This window comes from Burkholderia paludis (assembly GCF_000732615.1).
Classification (GTDB): domain Bacteria; phylum Pseudomonadota; class Gammaproteobacteria; order Burkholderiales; family Burkholderiaceae; genus Burkholderia; species Burkholderia paludis.
In genome coordinates this window covers 36,280-62,900 of the sequence record NZ_JPGL01000030.1, presented here as the reverse complement: position 1 = coordinate 62,900, position 26,621 = coordinate 36,280, and the positions used below count along the sequence as shown (strand labels likewise).

Below are 26,621 nucleotides of genomic sequence, written 5' to 3'. Positions count from 1 at the left end.
GCGTTTTTCTGTTTGCTGAAAATCCGCTGTTTTTCACGTATGACACTCACGGAGTCCCCTCGATATGGCGACCTATAGGCAACTGACCGTGCAGCTCGAACGGCTTCAGCAAAAGATCGACAAGGAACGCGAGAAGACGATTGCCGATGCGATTGCCGATATCCGAGCGAAAATCGAGGAATACGACATTACGCCGGAAGAACTCGGTTTTCGTCCGGCAGGGGCGGCCGCCGCCGCGAAGCCGAAGCGCACCTTGCCGCCCAAATACCTGAATCCGAAGACGGGCGAAACCTGGAGTGGCCGCGGGCGATCGCCGACATGGCTCGGCAAGAATCGCGAGCGTTTCCTGATCAAGGACTGACTCCCGAAAACTCTCACCTTTCACGTGTCGACCGACGGTGCGAACGGCCATTCGGCCGCCGCACCGTTTTGTTTTTGTGAATGCGTCGCGCCATTGCTGCCGACACGTCGAAGTCATGCGCCGCGCAATCGGCGGATTCCGTTCTGCGAATTCATCGCGATTCGACGGCATATCGCGGCGAATTCCGGCAAACAGCCACGCAATTGCGCGGCACGTGCGCATTTGCATTTGCCAATCTCGCGGTGCGCGCATCGCGCGGATGTCCATCACCTTTCGCGCGGCGGCGCGTGACGTCGAGCAATTCCCGAAGATACTCACCATGGCTCCTGTAAATCCTCACCTTTGAGGAAAGGGGCGCTGAATTGCGCGATGTTGGCTGCACCGTGCGCGCCTGGCGAAGGTGCTTGGTCGGCGTGCGGCGATGTCGGGCCGCAAGCAGGTTGCAGGCCCATGGTGCGAGCGTTGACGCTCGTCGAACAGTCGTCCGTTCGGCATATAGGCAGCCGCATGCGCTTCGCCTATGCTTGGAGTTCGCTCCGATCGGCGCACGGCCTGTCCGTGCCGCATCCCGATCGGGCCGTCTTTCGTTACCGCAGGGAGCCCATGTGACCGTTCGCCATCTCGATGCGTTGTTCCAGCCCAAGTCCGTTGCGGTCGTCGGCGCGTCGTCGCGTGCGGGCAGTATCGGTGCGATGGTGTGGTCGCGCGTGCTCGACGGCGCGTTCCCGGGGCCCGTGTGGCCCGTCAACCCGAAATATCGGGATCTGCACGGGCATGCGGTCGTCGCCGATGTCGACCGGCTGCCCGCACCGCCGTCGGTTGCCGTGATCTGCACGCCGCCCGCGACCTGGGCCGGTATCGTGCGCAAGCTCGGCGAGCTCGGCACGCGCGTCGCGGTGATCGTCGGCGACGCGCGCACCGAGGCCGATCGCGCCGCGCTCGACCGCACGTTGAAGGCGGCGAAGCCGTTCGTGCTGCGCATCGTCGGGCCCGGCAGCCTGGGCGTGCTGTCGCCCGCGCGGCATGCGCATTTCGGCGCGCCGGCCTATACGGCGCGCCCGGGCGGCGTCGCGTGGGTGTCGCAATCGAACGCGCTGACGAACGCGGTGCTCGGCTGGGCCGGCGCGCGCGGTCTCGGTTTTTCGCATGTCGTCGCGCTCGGCGGCGAGTCCGACGTCGATGCGGGCGACGTGCTCGACTATCTGGCGAGCGATCCCGGCACACGCGCGATCCTGCTCGAACTCGATACCGTGCGCGCCGCACGCAAGTTCATGTCGGCTGCGCGCGCGGCCGCGCGCAACAAGCCGGTGCTCGCATTGCGCACCGGTCGCGCGGATCCCGGCGACGCGCTCTATACGGCCGCATTCCAGCGCGCGGGGATGGTGCGTGTCGATGCGCTGGACGATCTGCTCGACGAGATCGAGACGCTCGGCGTCGGCCGCGTCACGGCGCGCGGCGCGGCAACGCTCGTCACGAGCGATGCGGGCGTCGCGAAGCTCGCGGTCGATGCGGTCGCCGAAGTTCGCGACGTGCTGGCCGACTGGTCGCCCGCGGTCACGTCGGCCGTATCGGCCGCGCTGCCGCACCTCGCGGCGCCCGGCAATCCGCTGACGCTCGGCGACGACGCCCGGCCCGAACACTTCGCCGCGGCGATCAAGGCGCTCGCGCCGTTTCCGCAAACGGGCACGCTGTTCGTCGTCCATTCGACTTCGCACAGCGCGCCGGCCGATGCGGTTGCGCGTACGCTGATCGAAGCGCGGCAGTACGCGCATCGCGGCATCCTCGCGTGCTTCTTCGGTTCGGTGGACGCCGCGACACGCGATGCGCTGCACGAGAACGGCATTCCCGTGCACACGACGCCGCAGCGGCTCGCGCGCGCGTATGCGCGTCTCGTCGACTACAACCTCGGGCGGCAGTTGCTGATGCAGACCCCCGAGGGCACGCCGCCGCAGCCGGCCGAATGCGTGGCCTCCGCGCAGGCCGACGCGCGCCGGATGGTCGAGGCCGGCCAGCACGAGTTGACCGGCGAAGCCGCACTGCGCTGGCTGTCGCATTTCGGGTTGCAGGGCGAACCGGCCGTCGAGCCGGCCGGAACGAAAGTCGTCGATGTCACGGTCGACATGTACGACGATTCGAACTTCGGCCCGGTGTTCCGGTATGCCGTGCCGCCCGCGGACGGCGTATCGGCGCCGTTCGTCGTCTACGGCCTGCCGCCGCTGAACACCGTGCTCGCCCGCGCGGTGATGGAGCGCTCGCCATATGCGCGCAGCACACCCGTCGAGCCGACGCTCGACGCGTTGACCGCGCTGTCGCAGGTCGTGTGCGATGTGCGCGAAGTCGTTGCGATGTCGGTCACGCTGCGCGTGCTGCCCGACCGCGCACAGGTGATGGCGCCGCGCGTCACGCTGGCCGCGGGGCGCAGCCGGCTCGCGATCATGCCGTATCCGCGGCACCTGGAACAGACACTCGAGTGGCGCGGCGAGACGGTGACGATCCGGCCGATCCGCCCGGAAGACGAGGCCGCGCACAACGAACTGCTCGGCGCGATGACGCCGGACGATCTGCGCATGCGTTTCTTCGGCGCGGTGCGCAGCTTCGATCACTCGCAGGTCGCGCGCATGACGCAGATCGACTACGACCGCGAGATGGCCTTCATCGTGTCGTTTACCGATGTGTCGGGGCGGGACCACACGCTCGCGGTGGTGCGCGCGGTGGCCGATCCCGACAACGAGACGGCGGAATTCGCAATCGCGGTGCGGCCCGATCAGAAGGGCAAGGGGCTGGGCCGGCTGCTGATGGCCCGCATCATCGACTATGCGCGCTCACGCGGAACCGCTTGGATGATCGGCGAGGCGCTGCGCGAGAATTCGGCGATGATCTCGCTCGCGAAAGCATGCGGCTTTTCCGTATCGACGACGGAGGAGCCCGGCGTCGTGGGCTTCAGGATGAAGTTGCAGCCGTAGCGTCTGCCACATGTCGCAACATGCGGCAGACGTCGCGAACCCGCCGATGTCTCCGGCCTGCACGGCGGATGACGACCACAAACGATCAGGAATGCAGATCGTTTGGGCGTTGCACAGGGAACAAAGCGCACACCAACGTGCCGGCGCCTGTTGTACACGGAGCGAGTCGGTTTTTCGCGGTACCGGAGGAGGCGTGCAGCATGGCGCGATACACGAACTACGCGTCTGTTCGGCTCGATGCGTGCGTACACATTCGTCGCTTCGTTCCTCCCGAAAATTCACAATCGTCACAAAGGTGAGATTTTTCGGGAGCCACGTGCGAGCGCTATCCAGAGGGTGCGGTGAGCCGATACGGGAGCGTTCGGTGAGCCTTCCCGGGAGCAGCCGGTGAGCACCTGCGGGAGGCGCTGGTGAGCCTTTCCGGGAAGCATGGGTGAGCGGTTGCGGGAAGCGTCGGTGAGGGCATTCGGGAGGCTTCGGTGAGTGTCTCCGGGAGCCTTTGGTGAGCTTTTTCGGGAGGTACTGGTGAGAGCCTGCGGGACGCCAAGGTGAGGCTTTTCGGGAGCATCCGGGCGGATGGCTCCCGCAGGTGCGGCGCCGGCCAGGGCCGGCATCGCACACGGGGGCGGGCACGCATGAACCGTGCCCGCGATCGCGTTCAGGCCGCGAGTTTCGACGCCGCGTCGTTCACCTGGTCGCGCGAAATAGCCAGTTCCTCAAGGTGCGGATCGGCGTAGACGGCGCCGGTTTCGCGCTCGAGGCGGGCGATCGTCAGCGCACAGCGCGCAATGTCCTTCGGCATCGCGATGAAGCGCTTGACCGATTCGCCGGACGTGAACGCGTCGAACAGCGCGCCGCGCACGTCGTCCGGAAGCGTCTTGGTCCACTGGTACGGCTTGCCGTTGAACGTGATCGACGGCGGCAGCGTGCGTTCCTTCTTGGTCGCCGTGATGAGCCCGTAGGTGCGGGCCGCGTCCCCGATCTGCTCGGGCGAGAAGAGTTCGTCGGGCGTGATGTCGAACTGCTCGATGTAGTTCTCGATCGCCTGCATCGCGGCGGCACGGTCGTCGCGCTTTTTCTGCGCGCGCGCGACGATGTCGCGCAGCTCGTCCGCCTCCTCGGGCGTGATCGTGAAGCTTGCCTGCTTCTGCTGAAGTTCGGAGAAACGCTGGAATTCTTGATCGTTCAGAAGTTTGGCCATGACATCCATCGGACACGACGGCCGCGACAACCGGCCGCCGTTGTTTTTGAGAGGGCCGCTATTCTAGCGTAGCGCCGAGCGTCGCACCGGCGTTGCACGCGACCGGGGGCGGCAAGACGGGCTCGCGTCCCCGGTGGTGCGTTTCGTCGAGCCCGTGCGTCAGCAGGTCTCGGTGCGGCACATCGACAGATGGGCGGCCGTGTCGCGCAGCTCTTCGACGACCACGTCGACGGAAGGCGCCAGGTGCGCATCGAGCCGGCGCATGTACGGGCAGGTCAGTACCGCGATCGCATGGCCGGATGGCCCGAGGATCGGTGCGGTCAGGTCGGTCACGCCGTGTGCCTGGCGGCTGTCCTGGCGCAGGTAGCCGCTCTGCCGGATGGCCTGGCATGCCGTCGCGAGCTCCTGCTCGTTGAGGGGCGCTTCGCCCTTGACCTTGCGATGTTCGGCGAGCATGTGCGCGCGCTGCTCGGGGCCCTGGAACGACAGCATCATGCGCCCCGACGCCGTGTCGGCGAGCCCGATGCGCGAGCCGAGCCGGACCGACACGCCCCACGGGCCGGGCCCGTCGACCTGCGCGATCACGAGCAGGTTGCCGCGATCGTAGACGGACAGGTGGCAGGACTGTTCGGAGGTGTCGGCGAAACGCTGCATCAGCGGCAATGCCTCCGCAATCAGCCGGCTCATCGGCGGATGCCGATGCGCGAGCGAGAACAGCTTGAGGCTGAGCGTGTAGCGGTCGCCGCCCGTCGAGCGCATCACGTAGCGGCGCGCGACGAGACGTTCGAGCATCCGGTAGATCTCGCTCGCGTTGCGGCCGAGTTCCTTCGTGATTTCGGTGCGGGTGAGGCCTTCTTTCTGCTCCGACAGGAGTTCGAGAATGTCGAGACCCTTGTCGAGCGCGGGCGCGCGATAGCGGTCGATTGCTCCCGTCGATTCCCGAGCGTCGCAGCCGGGAAGCAGGTCGTTGGTTGTTTGCATTGTCGGTGTAAGGTTGGAGGATTGCTTTCGATCAGTTGGCGACGCACGCTGACCAATTCTGCAACTCGCTTGTGTCGATCCCGTATATGGCGCGAATGCCATCTTTTTGAGCTTAACAACAAACATTTAGTGTGCAATGCAGCGTCTTTTTACCGATCGTTACCGAACAAGAACGGATTGATTCCCTCCCGGGATGACAGGGAAGCCCCGAATACCCAGTATTCTTAACAGGTGAAGTGGTTCAGGTTTTTGAAAGCAAGTTGAACGTCCACGATGCCGTGATGCCCGCGATGCTGCGCCGCGGCGACCGGGGGGCATGCCTATAGTGGGTATCCGTCGCGTGTCATTTCACGGTGCGCGGCGGATGGTACAAAGGCTGGGTGGGCCAGCGACGGTGCGGTCCGCGCGTGAAGCCGGCCGGTATCGGCCGGATCCTGTCGCGGGTGCCGGGCCGTCGTCGCCGATGCGCAGACCGGCGGCCGCCCGTTCGACGCGCGCCGCACTTCCGTGCGGCGCCACGATCGCTGCGCCCGCGCGAGTCTCGCGCGTCGGACGGCATGCCGGAGGCGGCCCCGACGCGCGTAATCGACGATCGACTCTCAGCCCGGCGTGCGGTCGCGAAATGCCGCGCGCCGGTATCCTGTCAAATTCGACAACAGAGGTTGAGCACGATGAAACTGCTTCGCTATGGTCCGACCGGCCAGGAAAAGCCCGGAATCCTCGACGCGGACGGCCGGATTCGCGACCTGTCCGCGCATGTGCCGGATCTGTCCGGCGACGTGCTGTCCGACGCGGGCCTCGCGCGGCTGCGCGCGATCGATGCGGCCACCTTGCCGCTCGTGTCCGGCGAGCCGCGCATCGGCGCGTGTGTCGGGCTGGTCGGCAAGTTCATCGGCATCGGCCTGAACTACGCGGACCATGCGGCGGAGGCCGGCATGGCGGTGCCGAAGGAGCCGGTCGTGTTCGGCAAATGGACGAGTTCGATCTGCGGCCCGAACGACGACATCGAGATCCCGAAGGGTTCGGTCAAGACGGACTGGGAAGTCGAGCTGGGCGTCGTGATCGGCGCGACGTGCAAGGACGTCGACGAAGTGCGCGCGCTCGATTACGTGGCGGGCTACTGCGTCGTCAACGACGTATCCGAGCGCGAGTGGCAGATCGAGCGCGGCGGCCAGTGGGACAAGGGCAAGGGCTTCGACACGTTCGGCCCGGTCGGTCCGTGGCTCGTCACGCGCGACGAGGTGCCCGATCCGCAGCGTCTCGACCTGTGGCTCGAAGTCGACGGTCACCGTTATCAGAACGGCAACACGCGCACGATGGTGTTCACCGTTGCACAGCTGATCGCCTATCTGTCGCGTTGCATGACGCTGCAGCCGGGCGACGTGATCACGACCGGCACGCCGCCGGGCGTCGGCATGGGCGTCAAGCCCTCCCCGGTGTTCCTGAAGGCCGGCCAGACGGTGCGCCTCGGTGTCGAAGGGCTCGGCGAGCAACGCCAGCTCACGCGCGCCGCACGATAACCGCACGGGCGGGACTGCCGTCGAACGACCGCTGCCGGCGGTCGTCGGAGGCCGGACATCGACGATTCGAACGTAAAGGCCCGATTCCGCGTTGCGCGGAATCGGGCCTTTCGCATGGGTACGCGGGCGCGATCACACGATGTTGTCGAGTTCGCAGTGCGCTTCCAGCCGATACCCGTCGGGATCGACGACGAATGCCGCGTAGTAGCCGGGGCCGTAGCGGTCGCGCTTGCCGGGCCCGCCGTTGTCCTGGCCGCCGTGCTCGAGCGCGGCGCGGTAGAACGCGTCGACCTCGACAGGCGACGCGGCCTTGAACGACAGGTGCAGCCCCGAGTCGGGATCGGCGACGACGGGGCGCGTCGCATGCTGCAGCCACAGTTGCGGCTCCGTCCTGCCGTATCCGATGGCGCCGTCGTCGCTATACAGCCGCTTGTAGCCGAGCGCGCCGAGCGTGCTGTCGTAGAACGCGCGGCTGCGGCCGACGTGTGCCACGCCGAACGAGAGGTGATCGATCATCAGTTGGCTCCTTGAATCGAGAAGGGACTTCCGTGCAGCAAACCTGTTTTTAACCACCATGCTGGTTATGTTAGGAAGCGTCCCCGGGCTTGTCAACCAGCATGATGGTTAGATACGATCCGGACATGAGCCATATGCACCCTTCCGTCACGATGGACTGCCTGATTCCGGCGCCGCCCGAAACCCTGAGCATCGATTTCGCGAACACGCTGTACTGGCGCGGCAGCGACTCGCCGACCGAAACCCTCGGGACGATGGACGATCTGCTGGCGTGGTGCCGGGAGCAGGCCGGCGTGCCGGCCAGCCTGGCGCAAACGTGCGGCACGCGTAGCGTGGAGGAGGGGGCGCCGGCGGCGCTTGCGCGCGCGCTCGCGTTGCGCGACGCGCTGTATCGGCTCTTTCATGCACAGGCCGAGCAGCGTGAGCCGCAGGCCGAGGATCTCGCGCTGCTCGGCGGCTTTCTCGCGGAAGCGGCGCCGCGCATCGCGCTGGCGCGCGTCGACGGCGGCTACGCGTGGCGGATCGCGGAGGGCCGCGCGACGCTGGCCCGGCTGCTGAGCCCGGTATTGTGGTCGGCGATCGACCTGCTGGGCGGCGCGCGGCTCGCGAAGGTCAAGCGTTGCGCGAACGATGCGTGCCAGTGGCTGTTCATCGACGACAGCAAGAACGGCAGCCGTCGCTGGTGCTCGATGTCGTCGTGCGGCAATCGCGCGAAGGCGTACCGCCACTATCACAAGGCCGACTGACGAGCGTGTTCGGGCGCGCGCGGCGGCGCGTCGAATCCGGGCGAGCCTATTTCGCCGACAGCTTCCGCCACAGCGTCGTCTTGCTGATGCCGAGCATCGCGCATGCGCGGTCGCGGTCGCCGCCGCACGCGTCGAGTGCCGCGCGGATTTCGTCCGCTTCCGCACGGCGGCGGCGCGCGTGCAGCGTCTGCGCGTCGTCGGCGTCGGCCGTGTCGGGCGGCGCGACGAACAGCTCGGGCGCGATCGCCCGCAGCGCGTCGGGATCGAGCGTGCCGCATGCGCCGGCGGGATCGCCTTCGTCGGCTTCCTCGGCCAGTTCCACCGCGATCCGTTCGATCACGTTCTGCAGTTCGCGCACGTTGCCGGGCCACCGGTAGCGTGCCAGCGTTGCCTGGGTCGCGCCGAGCACGCGCGCGGCGTCGCCGGCGTCGCGCAGGCGGTCGGCCAGGCGGGGTTCGCGCCGCGCGGCCTGCACGAGCAGCGTGGCCGCGAGCGCCGGGATGTCGGCCGCGCGCTCGCGCAGCGGCGGCAGGCCGACGTTCAGGATGTTGAGCCGGTAATAGAGATCCGCGCGGAACGTGCCGGCCTCGACGGCCGCGAGCAGCGGACGGTGCGTCGCGGCGACCACGCGCACGTCGATGCGGATCGGCTCGGTCGAGCCGAGACGGATCACCTCGCGCTCCTGCAGCACGCGCAACAGCCGGCTCTGCAGCGACGGCGGCATCTCGCCGATCTCGTCGAGAAACAGCGTGCCGCGGTGCGCGGCCTCGAACAGGCCGGTCTTGCCGCCGCGCCGCGCGCCGGTGAACGCGCCTTCTTCATAGCCGAACAGCTCGCTTTCGAGCAGCGCTTCCGGAAACGCGCCGCAGTTGACCGCGACGAACGGGTAGCCGCGCCGCGCGGACAGCGCGTGCAGGCTTTGCGCGATCATTTCCTTGCCGGTGCCGCTTTCGCCGAGCACCAGGACGGTCGCGTCCGATTTCGCATAGCGGCGCACGAGATCGCGCACGCGCGCCATCGGCGCGGAGGCGCCGATCACGTCGTCGAGCGCGTAGCGCGCGGCGAACTGCTGCGTGGTCGGCTGCGAACGCAATGCGCGGTCGAGCCGTTCGACCGCGCGAGATTCCTGGAACGTCAGCACGCTGCCCGACGTGACGCCGCGATCGACGAGCGGCCCGCGATGCACGACGTAGCGCACGCCGCGCACGGTCGCGAGCGCATCGCCGTCCTCGCCGCGCAGCGTGCGCAACTCCGGGCGCAGGTCGACGAGCGCGCGGCCGACGGCCGCCGCGGGTTCGACCCCGAGCGCCGACGCGAGCCGCTCGTTGATCGCCTCGACGCGGCCGCGCGCGTCGAGCGCGACCACGCCGTCGCGCAGGTGCTGCAGCAGGTTGTCGAGCCGCTGGCGGCGGAACGCCTCGGCGTGCGTCGCATAGGCGACTTCGAGCGCCGTATCGACGGCCTTGCGTACCGATGCGTGCGAATACAGGAACACCGCGCCCATGCCGGCGCTGGCCGCGAGATCGGTGACGAGGCCGGGGCCGACGATCGTCTCGATGCCGCGGTCGTGCAGGTCGTGCACGCAGGCTTCCGCTTCCTGCGCGGACTGATATGACGCAAACTGCACGTCGAGGCCGTATGCGGCGACGAAGCGGCGCACTTCGGGCGGCGTTTCCCCGGCGCTGACGAGCGCGATCCGCGATGCGTCGCGCCGCGCGCGCGCGAGCGCCTGCATCACGTCGAAGCCGGTGGGCGACACCACCACCACCGGCACTTGCGCGCGCGTTTTCAGGAAGCCGCCGTTCGAGCCGGCCGCGACGATCACGTCGGGCCGCGCGGTGCCGGCCTCGGCGATCGCGCTGAGCGCATCCTCATAGGCGCGCGTGACGATGCGCACGTCGGCGCGTTCGTCGAATTCGCCGGCGATCTCGCGAAAGAGATCGCGCAGGCGGCTGATACCCATCGCCCAGATGCGCGGGCGCACCGCGCGATCGGCCGGGCCGACGGGCTTGGTCGAGGAGAGGTCCATGACGGTGGATTATGCGCGTGCGATTTCATTTTTGAAACATGAGATTGCCGATTTGAAATCTCCGGGCGCAACGTCGCCCGTGCCGGTTGCTTAAGAATCAGTGGGTTAGCGGAGTTCAGCGAGCTGGCCCGGTCCTTGCTGTTATCGGGCATTCCATCAGGAGGCCGTTCATGAGCAATACGCATCTTCAGAGCGCCGGCGCGAAATTCCGCGCGGCAGTCGCGGCGGAACAGCCGCTGCAGGTGGTCGGCGCGATCACCGCGTACGCGGCCAAGATGGCGCAGGCCGTCGGCTTCAAGGCCGTGTACCTGTCGGGCGGCGGCGTCGCCGCGAACTCGCTCGGGATCCCCGATCTCGGCATCAGCACGATGGAAGACGTGCTGATCGACGCGAACCGGATCACCAACGCGACCGACCTGCCGCTGCTGGTCGACATCGATACGGGCTGGGGCGGCGCGTTCAACATCGCGCGCACGGTGCGCTCGTTCATCAAGGCCGGCGTCGCGGCCGTGCACCTGGAGGACCAGGTCGGCCAGAAGCGCTGCGGCCACCGTCCGGGCAAGGAAGTCGTGCCGACCGAGGAAATGGTCGACCGCGTGAAGGCGGCGGTCGATGCGCGTACCGACGACCAGTTCGTGATCATGGCGCGCACCGATGCCGCCGCCGCCGAGGGGATCGATTCGGCGATCGAGCGCGCGGTGGCCTATGTCGAGGCCGGCGCGGACATGATCTTCCCGGAAGCGATGAAGACGCTCGACGACTATCGCCGCTTCAAGGCGGCCGTGAAGGTGCCGATCCTCGCGAACCTGACCGAGTTCGGCTCGACGCCGCTGTTCACGCTCGACGAACTGCGCGAGGCGAACGTCGATATCGCGCTGTATTGCTGCGGCGCATATCGCGCGATGAACAAGGCCGCGCTGAATTTCTACGAAACGCTGCGCCGCGACGGCACGCAGAAGGCGGCCGTGCCGACGATGCAGACGCGCGCCGAGCTGTACGACTTCCTCGGCTATCACGAATACGAGCGCAAGCTCGACGAGCTGTTCGCGCAGGGCAAGAAGTAACGCGCCCGCGCGCCGGGACACGATTCCGGAACGCTTTGCATCGGTTGGGCCCGGCGCCGCGGCGCCGGTTGGAACGACCGCTGATACCCCCGATACACATTGGAGAACGGAAACATGAGCGAGACGAAAGACGCAGCAGCACCGGCCGCCGCAGGCGCATTCAAGCCGAAGAAGTCGGTGGCGCTGTCGGGCGTGACGGCCGGCAATACGGCGCTGTGCACGGTCGGCAAGACCGGCAACGACCTGCACTATCGCGGCTACGACATTCTCGACGTCGCCGAATCGTGCGAATTCGAGGAAATCGCGCACCTGCTCGTGCACGGCACGCTGCCGAACCTGACCGAACTGGCCGCGTACAAGACCAAGCTGCGCGCGCTGCGCGGCCTGCCGAACGCGCTGAAGGCGGCGCTCGAGCAAATCCCGGCGTCCGCGCACCCGATGGACGTGATGCGCACCGGCGTGTCGGTGCTCGGCACCGTGCTGCCGGAGAAGGACGACCACAACCTGCCGGGCGCGCGCGACATCGCCGACCGCCTGATGGCATCGCTCGGCTCGATGCTGCTGTACTGGTATCACTTCTCGCACAACGGCAAGCGCATCGAGACGGAAACCGACGACGACTCGATCGGCGGCCACTTCCTGCACCTGCTGCACGGCAAGACGCCGTCGAAGTCGTGGGTCGAGGCGATGCACACGTCGCTGATCCTGTACGCGGAGCACGAATTCAACGCGTCGACGTTCACCGGCCGCGTGATCGCGGGCACGGGCTCGGACATCTACTCGGCGATCACCGGCGCGATCGGCGCGCTGCGCGGGCCGAAGCACGGCGGTGCGAACGAAGTCGCGTATGAAATCCAGAGCCGCTACAGCTCGCCGGACGACGCCGAAGCCGATATCCGCCGCCGCGTCGAAAACAAGGAAGTCGTGATCGGCTTCGGCCACCCGGTCTACACGATCTCCGATCCGCGCAACAAGGTGATCAAGGGCGTCGCGCACAAGCTGTCGAAGGAAGCGGGCGACCTGAAGCTGTACAACATCGCCGAGCGCCTCGAATCGGTGATGTGGGAAGCGAAGAAGATGTTCCCGAACCTCGACTGGTTCAGCGCGGTGTCGTATCACATGATGGGCGTGCCGACCGCGATGTTCACGCCGCTGTTCGTGATCTCGCGCACGTCCGGCTGGAGCGCGCACATCATCGAGCAGCGCATCGACAACAAGATCATCCGCCCGAGCGCGAACTACACCGGTCCGGAAGACCTGCAGTTCGTGCCGATCGAGAAGCGCTGATCGCCAACCGTGCACGCCGGCTGCCCGCATGACGGGGGGCCGGCGTGCGCCGGACGCCATACCCGAGTTCCCCACATCATGAATACCGCCAACCGCAAACCCCTGCCCGGCACGTCGCTGGACTATTTCGACGCGCGCGCCGCGGTCGACGCGATCGCGCCCGGCGCCTACGACACGCTGCCGTACACGTCGCGCGTGCTCGCCGAAAACCTCGTGCGCCGCTGCGATCCGGCGATCCTTGCCGATTCGCTGAAGCAGATCGTCGAGCGCAAGCGTGAGCGCGATTTCCCGTGGTTCCCGGCGCGCGTCGTGTGCCACGACATCCTCGGCCAGACGGCGCTCGTCGATCTCGCAGGCCTGCGCGACGCGATCGCCGACGCCGGCGGCGACCCGGCGAAGGTGAACCCGGTCGTGCCGGTGCAACTGATCGTCGACCACTCGCTCGCCGTCGAATGCGGCGGCTTCGATCCGGACGCGTTCGCGAAGAACCGCGCGATCGAGGATCGCCGCAACGAGGATCGCTTCCACTTCATCGAGTGGACGAAGAAGGCGTTCGAGAACGTCGACGTGATCCCGCCGGGCAACGGCATCATGCACCAGATCAACCTCGAGAAGATGTCGCCGGTGATCCAGGCGCACGACGGCGTCGCGTATCCGGACACCTGCGTCGGCACCGACAGCCACACGCCGCACGTCGACGCGCTCGGCGTGATCGCGATCGGCGTCGGCGGGCTCGAGGCGGAGAACGTGATGCTCGGCCGCGCGTCGTGGATGCGCCTGCCGGACATCGTCGGCGTCGAGCTGACCGGCAAGCGCCAGCCCGGCATCACCGCGACTGACGTCGTGCTCGCGCTGACCGAATTCCTGCGCAAGGAAAAGGTGGTCGGCGCCTATCTCGAATTCCGCGGCGCCGGCGCGGCGAGCCTCACGCTCGGCGATCGCGCGACGATCTCGAACATGGCGCCCGAATACGGCGCGACGGCGGCGATGTTCTTCATCGACGGCCAGACGACCGACTACCTGCGTCTCACCGGCCGCAGCGACGAGCAGGTGAAGCTCGTCGAGACCTACGCGAAGGCGGCGGGCCTGTGGGCCGACACGCTCGCCAATGCGCAGTACGAGCGCACGCTGACGTTCGACCTGTCGAGCGTCGTGCGCAACATGGCCGGCCCGTCGAACCCGCACAAGCGGCTGCCGACGTCCGATCTCGCCGCGCGCGGGATCGCCGGCCAGTGGGAAGAGAAGGCGGGCGAGATGCCCGACGGCGCGGTGATCATCGCCGCGATCACGAGCTGCACGAACACCAGCAACCCGCGCAACGTGATCGCCGCCGCCTTGCTCGCGCGCAACGCGAACGCGCGCGGCCTCACGCGCAAGCCGTGGGTGAAGAGTTCGCTCGCGCCTGGCTCGAAGGCGGTCGAGCTGTACCTGGAAGAAGCGAACCTGCTGCCCGAGCTCGAGAAGCTCGGCTTCGGCATCGTCGCGTTCGCGTGCACGACCTGCAACGGCATGTCGGGCGCGCTCGACCCGAAGATCCAGCAGGAGATCGTCGACCGCGACCTGTACGCGACGGCCGTGCTGTCCGGCAACCGCAACTTCGACGGCCGCATCCACCCGTATGCGAAGCAGGCGTTCCTCGCATCGCCGCCGCTGGTCGTCGCATACGCGATCGCCGGCACGATCCGCTTCGACATCGAGAAGGACGTGCTCGGCCACGACCCGGACGGCAAGCCCGTCACGCTGAAGGATATCTGGCCGACCGACGAGGAGATCGATGCGATCGTTGCGTCGAGCGTGAAGCCCGAGCAGTTCCGCAAGGTCTACGAGCCGATGTTCGCGCGCAGCGCCGACGCGGGCGAGCGCGCGGCGCCGCTGTACGACTGGCGCGCGCAGAGCACCTACATCCGCCGCCCGCCGTACTGGGAAGGCGCGCTGGCCGGCGAGCGCACGCTGCAGGGCATGCGCCCGCTCGCGGTGCTCGGCGACAACATCACGACCGACCACCTGTCGCCGTCGAACGCGATCCTGCTGGACAGCGCGGCCGGCGAGTACCTCGCGAAGATGGGCCTGCCGGAAGAAGACTTCAACTCGTACGCGACGCACCGGGGAGACCACCTGACCGCGCAGCGCGCGACCTTCGCGAACCCGACGCTGATCAACGAGATGGCGGTGGTCGATGGCGCGGTGAAGAAGGGCTCGCTCGCGCGCGTCGAGCCGGACGGCAAGGTCATGCGGATGTGGGAAGCGATCGAGACGTACATGAATCGCAAGCAGCCGCTGATCGTCGTCGCCGGCGCCGACTACGGCCAGGGCTCGTCGCGCGACTGGGCGGCGAAGGGCGTGCGGCTCGCGGGCGTCGAGGCGATCGCCGCCGAAGGGTTCGAGCGGATCCACCGCACGAACCTGATCGGGATGGGCGTGCTCCCGCTCGAGTTCAAGCCCGGCACCAACCGGACGACGCTCGGCATCGACGGCACCGAGACCTTCGACGTGATCGGCGAGCGCAGGCCGCGCGCCGACCTGACGCTCGTGATTCACCGCAGGAACGGCGAGCGTGTCGAGGTGCCGATGACGTGCCGGCTCGATACGGCCGAGGAAGTGTCGATCTACGAAGCGGGCGGCGTGCTGCAGCGTTTCGCGCAGGACTTCCTGGAATCGTCGCAGGCGGCGTGACGGGAAGGCGGTAAAGTCGGTTCGGCGCGCCGTCGGCGGTGCGCCGAACGAAGGGCCGGTTGTCGCGGCGGCGCAGGAGCGCCGGCCGCGCGGCAGGCCGGATTCGGTTTGCCGCGCATCGCTCCGGCGCGCGCGGCATCGGGCGGGAAGCCGGGCGGACGCACGGCTTCCCGCGGATCAGGGATACAACGGACATGGCTCATATTCCTCAAATCAGGGTTCCCGCGACCTACATCCGCGGCGGCACCAGCAAGGGCGTGTTCTTCCGGCTGCAGGATCTGCCCGACGCCGCGCAGGCGCCGGGCGCCGCGCGCGATGCGCTGCTGCTGCGCGTGATCGGCAGCCCCGATCCGTACGGCAAGCAGATCGACGGGATGGGCGGCGCGACGTCGTCCACCAGCAAGACGGTGATCGTGTCGAAGAGCGCGCGGCCCGGCCACGACGTCGATTACCTGTTCGGGCAGGTCGCGATCGACAAGGCGTTCGTCGACTGGACCGGCAACTGCGGGAACCTGTCGGCGGCGGTCGGCCCGTTCGCGATCAGCGGCGGCCTGGTCGATCCGGCGCGCGTGCCGCGTGACGGCGTGGCGATCGTGCGGATCTGGCAGGCGAACATCGGCAAGACGATCGTCGCGCACGTGCCGGTCACGAACGGCGCGGTGCAGGAGACGGGCGACTTCGAGCTGGACGGCGTCACGTTCCCGGCCGCCGAAGTGCAGCTCGAATTCATGGATCCGGCCGCCGAGGAAGAGGGCGCGGGCGGGTCGATGTTCCCGACCGGCAACCTCGTCGACGATCTCGCGGTGCCGGGCGTCGGCACGCTGAAGGCGACGATGATCAACGCGGGGATCCCGACGATCTTCGTCGAGGCCGAAGCGATCGGCTATACGGGCACCGAGCTGCAGGACGCGATCAACGGCGATGCGAAGGCGCTCGAGAAGTTCGAGACGATTCGCGCGCACGGCGCGCTGCGCATGGGCCTGATCGATACGCTCGACGAAATCGCGACGCGGCAGCACACGCCGAAGATCGCGTTCGTCGCGAAGCCGGCCGATTACGTCGCATCGAGCGGCAAGCGCGTGAACGCGGGCGATGTCGACCTGCTGGTGCGCGCGATGTCGATGGGCAAGCTGCATCACGCGATGATGGGCACGGCGGCGGTTGCGATCGGCACGGCCGCGGCGATCCCCGGCACGCTCGTCAACCTGGCGGCGGGCGGCGGCGAACGCAACGCGGTGCGTTTCGGGCATCCGTCGGGCACGCTGCGGGTCGGTGCGGAAGCGCGGCTCGAGAACGGCGAGTGGGTCGTCACGAAGGCGATCATGAGCCGCAGCGCGCGCGTGCTGATGGAAGGCTGGGTGCGCGTGCCGGGCGACGCGTTCTGACGCACGAACCGGGATGAGCGTTGCTCACCGCGATCCCTGCAAGGCGATTTCCGCCGCGCAGGGATTTTTTGTTTGCGGCGCGCGTGACGGACACGATCCGCGGCGCGAGGCACGGGGCCGGCGCATGTACCGACGCGCCGGCCCGGAAAGGAGAATCGCATGCCGCTCGACACGCCGCTTGCCGGCATCCATATCGTCGAATTCGAAGGCCTCGGCCCCGGCCCGCTCGCGGGCTGGATGCTCGCCGGGATGGGCGCGCGGGTTACGCTGATCGCGCGTCCGTCCGGCCGCACCAGTGCGCCGGACGCGCTGCGGGCCCGCGACGGCGATCTGCTGCGCGAAGGCAAGGCGATCGTCGAACTCGACCTGAAATCGCCGGCCGGCCGCGAGGCCGCGCTCGACCTGATCGCACGGGCCGATGCGCTCGTCGAAGGGCTGCGGCCCGGCGTGATGGAGCGGCTCGGCCTCGGGCCCGACGACTGCGCGCGCCGTAACCCGGCGCTCGTGTACGGGCGGATGACCGGCTGGGGCCAGCACGGCCCGCTCGCGGCGGCGGCGGGGCACGACCTGAACTACGTCGCGCTGACGGGGCTGCTGTCGCTGTCCGCGCCGCGCGACGGCCGGCCGGGGTTGCCGCCCACTGTCGTCGGCGATGCGGGCGGCGCGCTCGGGCTCGCGTTCGGGATCGTCTGCGCGCTGTTCGACGTGCGCGGCGGCGGGCCGGGGCGCGTGGTCGACGGCGCGATCGTCGACATCGTGTCGATGCTCGGTTCGCTTGCATTGTGGGCGCGTGCGAACGGCCAGCTCGACGGCGCGCAGCCGAGCCTGTTCCACGACGCGCCGTTCTACGACGTGTATCGCTGCGCGGACGGCGAATGCGTGACGATCGGCGCGCTCGAACCGCCGTTCTACGCGCTGCTGGTCGAACGGCTCGGGCTGACCGACGTCGATCCGGCGTCGCAGTACGACCGCGCGCGCTGGCCCGCGCTGAAGGCGCGTTTCGCCGAGGTGTTCGCGCGGCAGCCGTCCGCGCACTGGCGTGCGTTGCTGGAGGGCACCGACGCGTGTTTCGCGCCGTTGCTGAGCGTGGCCGACGCGGTCGCGCATCCGCACAACGTCGCGCGCGGAATCTATCGAACTGATGAGAGCGGGAACGTGCGGGCGCGGGTGGCGCCGCGTTTTTTGCCGTTGACGGGCGATGGGGCCGGGTAGCGCGCCGAACCCGGCGGTTCGGGAGCGAACCGGGTGCTGCCCGCAGGGTATTGGCCGCCGTGGGGCGTCGCGAGCGCGATGCCGTCCGTCCATCTTGCCGCGATGAAACGCCGGCGCGGTGCGCGCAGCGGCTTCGGCTTCGGTGTTTCGCGGCCGATCCCGGCGAACCGGCCGGCGCCGCCCGTCAGGCCGTCTCTTCCGGCCCGTCCGGCATCTTGCCGTCGCCGACGCGGTTGATCGTGCCTTGCGCGATCGCGACGAGCCGCTCGTGATCGCCGTCGATGACGAACACATGACACTGGCAGGTGGCCTGGTGCCGGCCCGCGTAGACGAGCTTCGCGCGGGCGACGAGCGTGCCGTTCACGGCCGGCCGCAGGTAGTTGATCTTGTATTCGGCGGTAATCACGCGCGGGCCGAGCACGAGTGCGCCGGCAAACGTCAGCGCATTGTCCGCGAGATAGCTGATGACGCCGCCGTGCACGAAGCCGTGCTGCTGCCGAAGTTCTTCGCGCACGGGCAGGCACAGCGACACCTCGTTGTCGCCGATGTGCATCAGCTCGGTGCCCAGCAGCATGCTGAACGGTTGCGCACGCAATGCGCCGCGCGCGTGGTCCGTGATGTCCGTCATCGACTTTCCTCGAAATGAGTGCCCGCTTGCGCTGAACTCTAGGAAGGGGGCTGCGGATAAGCAAGGAAATTCGTCCATGTTTCGTGTGAGTTCCGGCGCGATGCGGTGCGATTGTTGCGTCGAATGCGGGAGTTGTCGTCGTTTGCGGGCGATTCGGCGAGAATGCCGGGGCTGCGCCTCGCCGGCGGCTTCCAATCGGCCGCACCTCGCCGGCCGCACCTCGCCGGCCGCACCTAAAGTCCGACGCAGAAATGCCGCTAATGCCGGGGCATTGCCACATCGTCCGCTTTCCAGGAATCTCCCCCATGTTTGGAAAAATCAAGCTCGCGTCGGGTCTGCTCGGCGTGTTGACCGTGTTCTGCCTTTTCCTGTTCGCGATCGAAGCGCTCGGCTTCCGGGCGCTCGCGTCGACGCGCAGCGGGGTCGACGATCTGTCGAATGTCGCGATCGCGCAGGTCGGGGCGGCCAGCCAGGCAACCCAGCAACTGCTCGACGCCCGCATCAACCTGTCGCGCGCCGGCACGCGGATGGTGCGCGGCGGCCCGAAGCCGGAGGACATCATCCGCCACGCCGGCGCCTCGCTCGCGGAGGCGGACAAGGCGTTCGCCGTGCTGACGGCGGCACAGCCGGTCGACGACACGAACCGCGCGCGCGTCGCGGCGCTGGCCGAACGCTACCGCGCGCTGCGCGGCGCGCTGGGCGAACTCGTGCAGTTCCTCGACGCCGATAACATCCAGGCCTTCCTCGACCAGCCGACCCAGAGCATCCAGGACGCCTATATCGCCGAGCTGCATCGCTTCACCGACTATGGCGGCGCATCGAGCCGCGCGGCGCTCGACACGATCGACGGCGGCATGTTCTGGTTCAAGTCGGTCGGCATCGTGCTGCTGGTGGCGATGCTCGTGGCGAGCGCGGCGATCTACGCGGCGGCGCGGCGCGCCGTCGTCGCGCCTCTGGAGGAAGCCGGCCTCCATTTCGAGCGGATCGCGCAGGGCCGGCTCGACGAAGTCGTGCGGCCGGGCGGCGTGTTCGAGATCGACCGGATGCTGCGCGGCCTCGCCGTGATGCAGTCGAGCGTCGCGGACACCGTGCGCACGGTGCGCCAGGCGTCCGACGCGATTCACCTCGGCGCGGGCGAGATCGCGGGCGGCAACGCCGACCTGTCGGCGCGCACGGGCACGCAGGCGGCCTCTCTCGAGGAAACGGCCGCGAGCATGGAGGAGCTGACCGCGACCGTCCGGCAGAACACCGACAGCGCGCGTGCGGCGAGCGCGCTGGCAGACGCGGCGCTCGAGGCGACGAGCCACGGCGGCGGCGTGGTCGACAGCGTGATCGACCGGATGCGCGGCATCGCGCAGAGCTCGGGGCGGATCGCGGAAATCATCTCGGTGATCGACGGCATCGCGTTCCAGACCAACATCCTCGCGCTGAACGCGGCGGTCGAGGCGGCCCGTGCGGGCGAACAGGGGCGCGGCTTCGCGGTCGTCGCGGGCGAAGTGCGCTCGCTCGCGCAGCGCAGCGCGCAATCGGCGAAGGAGATCAAGGCGCTGATCGAGGATTCGGTCTCGCAGATCAACGGCGGCGCGGAGCTGGTCGACCGCGCCGGCGAGGCGATGCGCTCGGTCTCGGTGTCGATCACGCGGGTCGTGCAGACGATGTCCGAGATCACGTCGGCGTCGGTCGAGCAAAGCGTCGGGATCGAGCAGGTGAACCAGGCCGTCACGCAGATGGATCAGCTGACCCAGCAGAACGCGGCGCTGGTCGAGGAGGTCGCGGCGGCGGCGGCCTCGCTGAACGACCAGACCGCGCACCTGATGCAGGCGGTGTCGGTGTTCGAACTGGGCGACGGCCGCGGCTGACGCGCGGCGCCGTCGCGGGCCGGGCCGGGTTACGCGCCGGCCGGCAGCGCCGCGTAGGCGGTCGCGAGGTGGTAGGGCGTCGTCGACGGCATGTCGGCGCGCGACACCTGCCCGCTCGCCGTCTTGCACTCGAACCAGCCGCGCGGATGCAGGAAGCGCGCGGCGAACCGCCCGATCTGCTGCGCGAGCGGCGCGGAGGCCGGCGTGCCGCCGTGCGTCGCGAGCGCGCGCAGGTATTCGGTCTGCGCCCAGATCCGCTGCGTGCCGTCGATGCACGCGCCCTGCGCATCGAGCGCGGCGCACACGCCGCCTGTCTGCGCATCGACCCCATATTGCTCCGCGAACGTGAACGCGCGCGACAGCGCGGCGGGGAGCCCGGTCTGCGCGAGCCGCGGGCCGGCCGCATCGACCAGATAGAACCACTCGAACTGATGGCCGGGCTCGAAACGGTTGTCGGCCGCCCCGATCGGCAGCTCGGCCACGCAGCCGGTTGCCGTGTCGACGAAGGTGCGCTCGACGGCCTGCGCGGTGCGCCCGAGCGCGTCGTCGAATGCGGCATCTCCGAATGCGTCGGCGGCTGCGAGCCACGCTTCGGTCAGGTGCATCAGCGGATTCTGCAGCGCGCCGCTGCCGGATGACGAGAAATCGGCGTGACGCGCCGCATCGAGCAGCGCGTCGCCGGGACGCGTCGCGAAGCGGTCCTGGATCAGCGCCGCGGTCTCTTCGGCTGCCGTGCGCGCGGCGGCGTCTCCCGATGCCGCATACCAGGCGGCGCATGCGAACACGATGAACGCGTGCGTATACAGATCCTTGGTCGTATCGAGCGGCGCGCCTTGCGCGTCGACGCTGTAGACCCAGCCGCCGTGGCGTGCGTCGCGAAAGCGCCGGTTCAGCGCATCGAACAGCGTGGCCGCGTGGGCCGTGTCGCCGGCCTGCGCGAACACGAACAGTTGCCGTGCGCAGGCCATGGTGCGATAACGGGTCACGGGCAGCGGCGCGTGGGTGGCCGGATCGACGGACTCGAACGGCAGTCGCAATGTCTGGTCGAACCCGGAACCCCGCCAGATCGGCAAGACGACGTGCGCGAAGTGGTGGCGCAGCTGGGCGGCCTGGGCGGAAGCGGAGTCGGAAACGGACATGACGGGGTTGAGCGCTGGGTTCGAAACGTGTCGGCGCGGCCCGGAGAATCGGCGCGGCCGGGGCCAAGGATAAAACATTCCGCGCGGCCGGCACCAGTAAAGGAGATAAATCGGATGCTGAGCAACCTGGAACTCGTGATGCGGCTCGTTCTCGCGGCGGCGCTCGGCAGCGTCATCGGCTTCGAGCGCGAGCGTCTGTCGTGGGCGGCCGGCCTGCGCACGCACATGCTCGTCTGCGTCGGCTCGACGCTGATCATGATCGTGTCGGCGTTCGGTTTCGCCGACGTGCTGGGCAGCAACGACCACATCGTGCTCGATCCGTCGCGGATCGCCGCGCAGGTCGTGTCGGGCATCGGCTTCCTCGGCGCGGGCTCGATCCTCCTGCGCGGCGAGATCGTGCGCGGGCTGACCACCGCCGCGAGCCTGTGGTCGGTCGCGGCGATCGGTCTCGCGGTGGGCGGCGGACTCTACGTCGCGTCGATTTCGGCGACGATCATCATCCTGATCATCCTGGCCGGCATCAAGCCGCTGGAGCGGCGCTACTTCACGGTGCGCCAGCGGCGCCAGCTGGCGCTGACGGTGGTGAGCGGCGCGCTGACGTTCGATTCGCTGCACGCGGCGCTCGGCCCGGACAGCGCGCGCGTGAAGCAGTTCATCGTGCAGCGGGCCGACGATACGGGCGAGCACGACGAGGTGCGCATCGCGCTCGCACGGGTGTCGGAGCTCGAATACCGGGCGATCTGCGACAAGCTGCGCGCGCTGCGGGGCGTCACGCGTTTCGAGGAGGGGCGCGGGCTGTCGGGCGACGAATAGGCTGAACCGGCTGCGGGGCGTGCGACAATGGCCGGCCAGATTCCGTTCGACATCCGGTTCCGCGTTCGCGGGCCTCGCCATCCGATTTCCATGACCTCTGCCAAACTATTTCGATAAGGTCAATCAAATCAATAGGTTGGGGGTGGGGTGGATTTTTGGCCCCTCGGCCAGCCCATCATCGGCGCTTGGCTTGGCTGGGACAACATGTCCGCGCGGCGTTCTGTGGCGAGTCATTCTGTATCGTTTTACCAAGAGACGCAATACGACAGGGGCAAACGGGAAGTGCCGTCTCGCGCGTCGAACCCCTTCTCGGATTTTGGGCTTAGCCTGCAGTTCCTGCGATGCCAACGTATTTCTCTTGACTCTATACTCGTCAGATGTTTTCAAGCTGAGATTGGGGGGCGGGATGCAGGCGCAAGTTAAATTGCCGGTGGGTCTGGCGATTGAGGTTTTCGATCTTTGTTCTGCGATTGCGCAGGCGGTTTGGCCGACCGAGGGTTTGAAAGGAATTGATTGCATTGACGGAGGTTTTATCCGAGCCTCTTCTATCGCGGAAGGCAATGCAGTGTTAGAGCCATCGGCATCCGCCTTGCCGACGGAAATGGATGCCGGTCCGGAGGTATCTCGATTCCCGCGAGCAACAGCCGAGGGTTGGATGGCGAAACACTGGCTCGCCGCACCGCCAATTGACGCTGGACTTGCTGATGTCGAATTGCCGATTGCTTTGACGGAGGACGATCGGCGCTGGCTTGAAGGCGTTTTGCCTCACCTGCCATCGCTTCACTACCCAATTTCCGATGGGGTGCGCGCCGCGTTCTTGTCAGCCTACCGCAACCTGAAAGAGCGGCGGGCCTGGGAGCCATGCTTGCTGACGGAGAAGGATGTCTCACGACACAAATTGAAGCAGGATGCTGTCTTTGTGGACCATCGAAATGCCTTGGAGCGAATGTTCGAGACCGGGACGCTCAGCCTGTTTAATCGACGGCATGCCCCAGCTTCGGGCTTTTCCGTACGTGGCCTAATTTCACGCACGGCGGCCATTGCCTATCTGGAGCAGCACGGGTTCGTGTGCCGAGATCCGGAGTCGGAAAAAACTCCGGACCAGCCTGGTCAATCGGATGCTGAGTGGCGCCCGGGTCAGCGAAAGATCAGTCTTGAGCGGGAGCAAGAGGTCTTCATCTACTACATGGGGCAGAAGGCGGCCAATGTACGTGGTCCGAGAAAGGCGACGGCAGAGCACTATGGCGTCACCAGAAAAACGATTTACAACATTTGTGAGAGGGTCGAGGAAAGGCGGAAGAACGGGCGTCTCGATTAGCTGTTGACGGCCCCGGACATCGGTAATACCGATCCATTACCGACCTAGTTCCGACCTACGTGTCGGAAAGCCTTGTCAGACAAGGCTAGACCGCAACCGACAAGTTTTCCTTGCTCGGAAATGCATTTCCGACCGCAAGATTCGTCACTCCCGGCGCTTGCCGGATTCCTGCGGACGAGGGCAGACAAGCCCTTGTCAGCTCCAACCAGTGACGGAGAAACCCATGAATAGAGCTGTCAATGATGTCGCCCTGCGGCATTTCTCGACGAGTTGCCATGTCGCGCTTGCCAATCCGGTCCCCATGGGCCGCCCACCTGACAAGGCTCTGCGCATCCTTCGTATCAAGCAACTGATCGAACGGACAGGCTTGTCGCGTGCGACGTTGTACGTGCTGATGTCGAGCGATCCCACCTTTCCGAAGAAAATCAAGCTGACGGCACGTTCGATTGGATTTCTCGAATCGGACGTCGATACTTGGATCGAAGCTCGCGCACAATTGTGCGGAGCGATATAAGAGGAGCGAGCGATGAATCCGAATACGCCGCGCCAGCCTCAAACGATCACAATCGAAAGCAAAGTGGATGCGGAATGCTTCATCGAATCGATCGACACATTGCAACCGGGTAAGCGGCGGGCGGGAGACAGCGACAACGGCATGTAGGCATTGGCGGTCAAGTCAATGTCGGCGCTTGGCTGATCGAGACGAAACCGCTCCTAGGAAAGTTGTGACGTAGTCGAAGTCAACGGGAATTCGACCTACGTCAATTTACAAAATTAAGGAATCCAAATGAAAATTTCGAAGGGCACGATGATGCCGACAGACGATGTAGAACCTTTCGCCCGCAAACTTAAGGCGAGGGGAGTGCCGCGCGGGCGAATCGAGGCGATGTACCTTGCGCAAGCGTTGCATGACTACGTCTCTAGCACCGGCAGAGAAGTGGTCAGTATCGAGACCGTTCTGAAATTCGCGCGGAACTATGGCCTGACGACCATGGCGGTGCTCCGCGCTGTGATCGTACTGCGCTCCTACGGTCAAATCGGAACGTGCGGAATCAATGGCAAGCTTGACTCGGTCTCAGCCAATCCGGCGCTTTTCTGGTCGGCGATGTGCGTCCGTGTCGTGGCAGATCAACAGATCATGGTGTGAGGGGGCGACTATGGCAAAGCAAAATTCTCCCGAAACCGCGAAGGTCGACCTTGAATCGCTCAAGAAGGCCGTCCGCGCGCTGGAGTCACCCAAGGCCAAGCGTGGCCGCGAGCGCGGCGCGTTGTTTTCGGAACTCTATCCGGACATCTGCGAGCAGCTGAAGGCGGACGTTTCGAAGACCGCGATTATCAAGAAGCTGAATGATCATGGTGTGTCGATCAGCAACGTGATCTTCGACGAACTCCTGGAAGCCGAAGCTATGCGCCGGGGCGAGCCGGTACCGGGCAAGGATGCCGGGGCGAACGCCGACAACTTGCCGATTCTCGAATCGCCGAACGCGTCGCAAGCGAGCACGAAAGAAGAGGTGATCACGTAATGAGCCCCCTCGCCAGACCGAATGGCGGGGGCTTTATGCCCTCGCAAAACGTTCTCACGACGCAACCCCAGAGCTTCCATCGTCCTAACCCGTGGCAAGCGATTAATGCCCTCACGCCCACTCTGTTTCGAGCCGCGGGAGAGCATCGCGCCATCTACGGAGCGGTGCCGGAGGCCATTCTGGTTAACTCGCTCTCTAACGTGTCCTTTGCGGCGTCCGGGAATGCCCGCATATGTGGCCACAACGGCAAAGCAGTGCCACTGGCTCTGTACCTGCGATTTGCTGGGCCGCCGTTGAGCGGTAAGACGGAAGCCCGCGACCGATTTATCGCTCCTGTCATTGAAGCAATGAAGGGCTGGAAGAACCCGTGGCGATTCGGCAACGTGACGCCGGCCGCGTTGCTTCGCAAGATGCGGAGTGGCTCGGTTCTTTCCATGCTGGAGTCGGCTGAAGGGGGAGCGCATCTTGGTGACGGGATTAGCGGCCTGCTAAGCCGTTCGTTTCCGGAGTTGAACGATCTGCACGACGGGAACGTTCCTCCATTCAATCGCGTCGACGATGACGAGGTGATTGAGAATGCTCTGGAAAGCGCGATTTTTGTAATGTGCGTGAACGTCCAGAACGATAAGAATCGCACATGGCTCGACAAGCACGCTCGGGGCGCGATTGGGGCCGGCTACCATTATCGGTTGCTGATGTTGGAGGCCGAAGATGTCGCGGTGGCGGGAGCGGGAAAGCAGCAGCCGGAAATGGCACTTCTGGATTACGATCAGCGCATTGTCGAGTTGCTCGCGAGCGCAAGGCTCAACCTTGAAGCGACGCCGGCGAACCACCTTCCTGTGCTAGACGTCATGCCGAGTGCTGAACAGGTTCTCCAGCAGGCGCAAGAAGGCTTCTTTTCGATGGCAAGTTCCGTCCTCTCGCCGAATGAAGCGCGTGTGTTCGCTGTTCGTCTGACCGCGAATGCACGGCGGATTGCTGGCTGCATGCATGTATTCGAACGCTATGAGGGGGCTGTATCGGATGACACGATGGCAAGGGCGGCGACGATCGCGGAGTGCTTCGGAGGGCATTGGCTTGCAACGACGTTTCCGCCTCAGCAGATGTCCGATGCCGAGCAACGTGCGCAGCGTTTTCTGGCGTGGCTATACAACCTGAGGGACAAGAACGGGAAGCCGATTCTTGTCCACCGCAAATCCGACCTCGAAGTGCAGGCTCCGAATTTCGGTTGGACCAAGGCGGAGATGGCCGAAGTGACCAAGATAATCTGTGGGCATGGTCTGGCTCAGGTCGTTCAGCGCACCGAAAACGGCCGTCGCGTCATCAACGTCGAGTTGATGGAGCATCCCGCAGCGTTTCAGCACACCTCGTGGGGACTCATCTAGTCCCTTCCGAACGCCCGT

The 26,621-nt window shown here is 66.7% G+C and carries 23 protein-coding genes; 17 read left to right on the top strand and 6 right to left on the bottom strand.

All coding sequences use genetic code 11. The features are described 5' to 3' along the window. Positions 1-64: 64 nt before the first annotated feature. Both GQ56_RS0119960 and GQ56_RS0119955 read left to right on the top strand, forming a co-directional pair. Positions 65-361 (top strand): H-NS histone family protein, encoded by a 297-nt coding sequence (locus GQ56_RS0119960; protein WP_031400299.1) that lies wholly within the window; start codon positions 65-67, stop codon positions 359-361. Between the two features lie 605 nt (positions 362-966). Beyond that, positions 967-3,324, top strand: coding sequence for a GNAT family N-acetyltransferase (locus GQ56_RS0119955; protein ID WP_031400298.1), 2,358 nt, complete (start codon positions 967-969; stop codon positions 3,322-3,324). A 658-nt stretch (positions 3,325-3,982) separates the two neighbouring features. On the opposite strand, the gene GQ56_RS0119950 is transcribed toward GQ56_RS0119955, so the two are convergent. After that, a complete protein-coding gene (locus GQ56_RS0119950; protein WP_031400297.1) occupies positions 3,983-4,534 on the bottom strand; it encodes a hypothetical protein in 552 nt (183 codons plus the stop codon). A 150-nt stretch (positions 4,535-4,684) separates the two neighbouring features. Then, complete coding sequence (locus GQ56_RS0119945; RefSeq protein ID WP_031400296.1) at positions 4,685-5,506, bottom strand: IclR family transcriptional regulator; 822 nt, start codon at positions 5,504-5,506, stop codon at positions 4,685-4,687. A 671-nt stretch (positions 5,507-6,177) separates the two neighbouring features. Here GQ56_RS0119945 and GQ56_RS0119940 point away from each other — a divergent pair. Further along, positions 6,178-7,026 (top strand): ureidoglycolate lyase, encoded by an 849-nt coding sequence (locus GQ56_RS0119940; RefSeq protein WP_031400295.1) that lies wholly within the window; start codon positions 6,178-6,180, stop codon positions 7,024-7,026. A 132-nt stretch (positions 7,027-7,158) separates the two neighbouring features. Here the strand turns inward: GQ56_RS0119940 and GQ56_RS0119935 are convergent, their stop codons facing one another. Further along, positions 7,159-7,542 (bottom strand): VOC family protein, encoded by a 384-nt coding sequence (locus GQ56_RS0119935; protein ID WP_031400294.1) that lies wholly within the window; start codon positions 7,540-7,542, stop codon positions 7,159-7,161. 125 nt (positions 7,543-7,667) lie between these two features. Between GQ56_RS0119935 and GQ56_RS0119930 the strand changes: the two genes are divergently transcribed. After that, positions 7,668-8,288, top strand: a complete 621-nt coding sequence (locus GQ56_RS0119930; protein WP_407638595.1) for a CGNR zinc finger domain-containing protein — start codon at positions 7,668-7,670, stop codon at positions 8,286-8,288. A gap of 46 nt (positions 8,289-8,334) precedes the next feature. Here GQ56_RS0119930 and prpR read toward each other — a convergent pair whose 3' ends face one another. Beyond that, entirely contained in the window at positions 8,335-10,317 is a 1,983-nt protein-coding gene (gene prpR / locus GQ56_RS0119925; RefSeq protein WP_031400292.1) for a propionate catabolism operon regulatory protein PrpR, read from the bottom strand. Positions 10,318-10,487: 170 nt separating this feature from the next. Here prpR and prpB point away from each other — a divergent pair, with 170 nt between their 5' ends. From prpB to GQ56_RS0119900, 5 genes are all read left to right on the top strand, one after another. Next, complete coding sequence (gene prpB, locus GQ56_RS0119920) at positions 10,488-11,381, top strand: methylisocitrate lyase (protein WP_031400291.1); 894 nt, start codon at positions 10,488-10,490, stop codon at positions 11,379-11,381. A 114-nt stretch (positions 11,382-11,495) separates the two neighbouring features. Beyond that, entirely contained in the window at positions 11,496-12,668 is a 1,173-nt protein-coding gene (prpC, locus tag GQ56_RS0119915; RefSeq protein WP_031400290.1) for a bifunctional 2-methylcitrate synthase/citrate synthase, read from the top strand. Positions 12,669-12,746: 78 nt separating this feature from the next. Beyond that, complete coding sequence (acnD, locus tag GQ56_RS0119910; RefSeq protein WP_031400289.1) at positions 12,747-15,341, top strand: Fe/S-dependent 2-methylisocitrate dehydratase AcnD; 2,595 nt, start codon at positions 12,747-12,749, stop codon at positions 15,339-15,341. A gap of 194 nt (positions 15,342-15,535) precedes the next feature. Next, a complete protein-coding gene (gene prpF, locus GQ56_RS0119905; RefSeq protein WP_031400288.1) occupies positions 15,536-16,726 on the top strand; it encodes a 2-methylaconitate cis-trans isomerase PrpF in 1,191 nt (396 codons plus the stop codon). A gap of 159 nt (positions 16,727-16,885) precedes the next feature. After that, the gene (locus GQ56_RS0119900; RefSeq protein WP_031400287.1) at positions 16,886-17,938 is read left to right on the top strand and encodes a CaiB/BaiF CoA transferase family protein; all 1,053 of its coding nucleotides are present in this window, start codon (positions 16,886-16,888) and stop codon (positions 17,936-17,938) included. Between the two features lie 184 nt (positions 17,939-18,122). Here GQ56_RS0119900 and GQ56_RS0119895 read toward each other — a convergent pair whose 3' ends face one another. After that, positions 18,123-18,566 carry a PaaI family thioesterase gene (locus GQ56_RS0119895; protein WP_031400286.1) on the bottom strand — a complete coding sequence of 148 codons (444 nt, stop codon included), beginning with the start codon at positions 18,564-18,566 and terminating at the stop codon, positions 18,123-18,125. Positions 18,567-18,871: 305 nt separating this feature from the next. Here GQ56_RS0119895 and GQ56_RS0119890 point away from each other — a divergent pair, with 305 nt between their 5' ends. Continuing rightward, a complete protein-coding gene (locus GQ56_RS0119890; protein ID WP_031400285.1) occupies positions 18,872-20,425 on the top strand; it encodes a methyl-accepting chemotaxis protein in 1,554 nt (517 codons plus the stop codon). A 29-nt stretch (positions 20,426-20,454) separates the two neighbouring features. On the opposite strand, the gene GQ56_RS0119885 is transcribed toward GQ56_RS0119890, so the two are convergent. Continuing rightward, positions 20,455-21,564, bottom strand: coding sequence for an AGE family epimerase/isomerase (locus tag GQ56_RS0119885; protein WP_031400284.1), 1,110 nt, complete (start codon positions 21,562-21,564; stop codon positions 20,455-20,457). Between the two features lie 114 nt (positions 21,565-21,678). Between GQ56_RS0119885 and GQ56_RS0119880 the strand changes: the two genes are divergently transcribed. The 7 genes from GQ56_RS0119880 to GQ56_RS0119850 all read left to right on the top strand — a co-directional run bounded on the left by GQ56_RS0119880 (position 21,679) and on the right by GQ56_RS0119850 (position 26,603). Beyond that, entirely contained in the window at positions 21,679-22,377 is a 699-nt protein-coding gene (locus tag GQ56_RS0119880) for an MgtC/SapB family protein (RefSeq protein WP_031400283.1), read from the top strand. Positions 22,378-22,783: 406 nt separating this feature from the next. Beyond that, positions 22,784-23,695 (top strand): hypothetical protein, encoded by a 912-nt coding sequence (locus GQ56_RS0119875; RefSeq protein WP_152601797.1) that lies wholly within the window; start codon positions 22,784-22,786, stop codon positions 23,693-23,695. 223 nt (positions 23,696-23,918) lie between these two features. Next, a complete protein-coding gene (locus tag GQ56_RS0119870) occupies positions 23,919-24,209 on the top strand; it encodes a helix-turn-helix transcriptional regulator (RefSeq protein WP_235212720.1) in 291 nt (96 codons plus the stop codon). Between the two features lie 12 nt (positions 24,210-24,221). Further along, positions 24,222-24,356 carry a hypothetical protein gene (locus GQ56_RS46930; protein ID WP_265183116.1) on the top strand — a complete coding sequence of 45 codons (135 nt, stop codon included), beginning with the start codon at positions 24,222-24,224 and terminating at the stop codon, positions 24,354-24,356. Between the two features lie 126 nt (positions 24,357-24,482). Beyond that, positions 24,483-24,842 carry a hypothetical protein gene (locus tag GQ56_RS0119860; protein ID WP_031400280.1) on the top strand — a complete coding sequence of 120 codons (360 nt, stop codon included), beginning with the start codon at positions 24,483-24,485 and terminating at the stop codon, positions 24,840-24,842. A 10-nt stretch (positions 24,843-24,852) separates the two neighbouring features. Then, positions 24,853-25,218, top strand: a complete 366-nt coding sequence (locus GQ56_RS39430) for a hypothetical protein (protein WP_043301507.1) — start codon at positions 24,853-24,855, stop codon at positions 25,216-25,218. Further along, positions 25,218-26,603 carry a DUF3987 domain-containing protein gene (locus GQ56_RS0119850; RefSeq protein WP_043301506.1) on the top strand — a complete coding sequence of 462 codons (1,386 nt, stop codon included), beginning with the start codon at positions 25,218-25,220 and terminating at the stop codon, positions 26,601-26,603. Before GQ56_RS39430 ends, GQ56_RS0119850 begins: the two co-directional genes overlap by 1 nt. Positions 26,604-26,621: the final 18 nt, after the last annotated feature.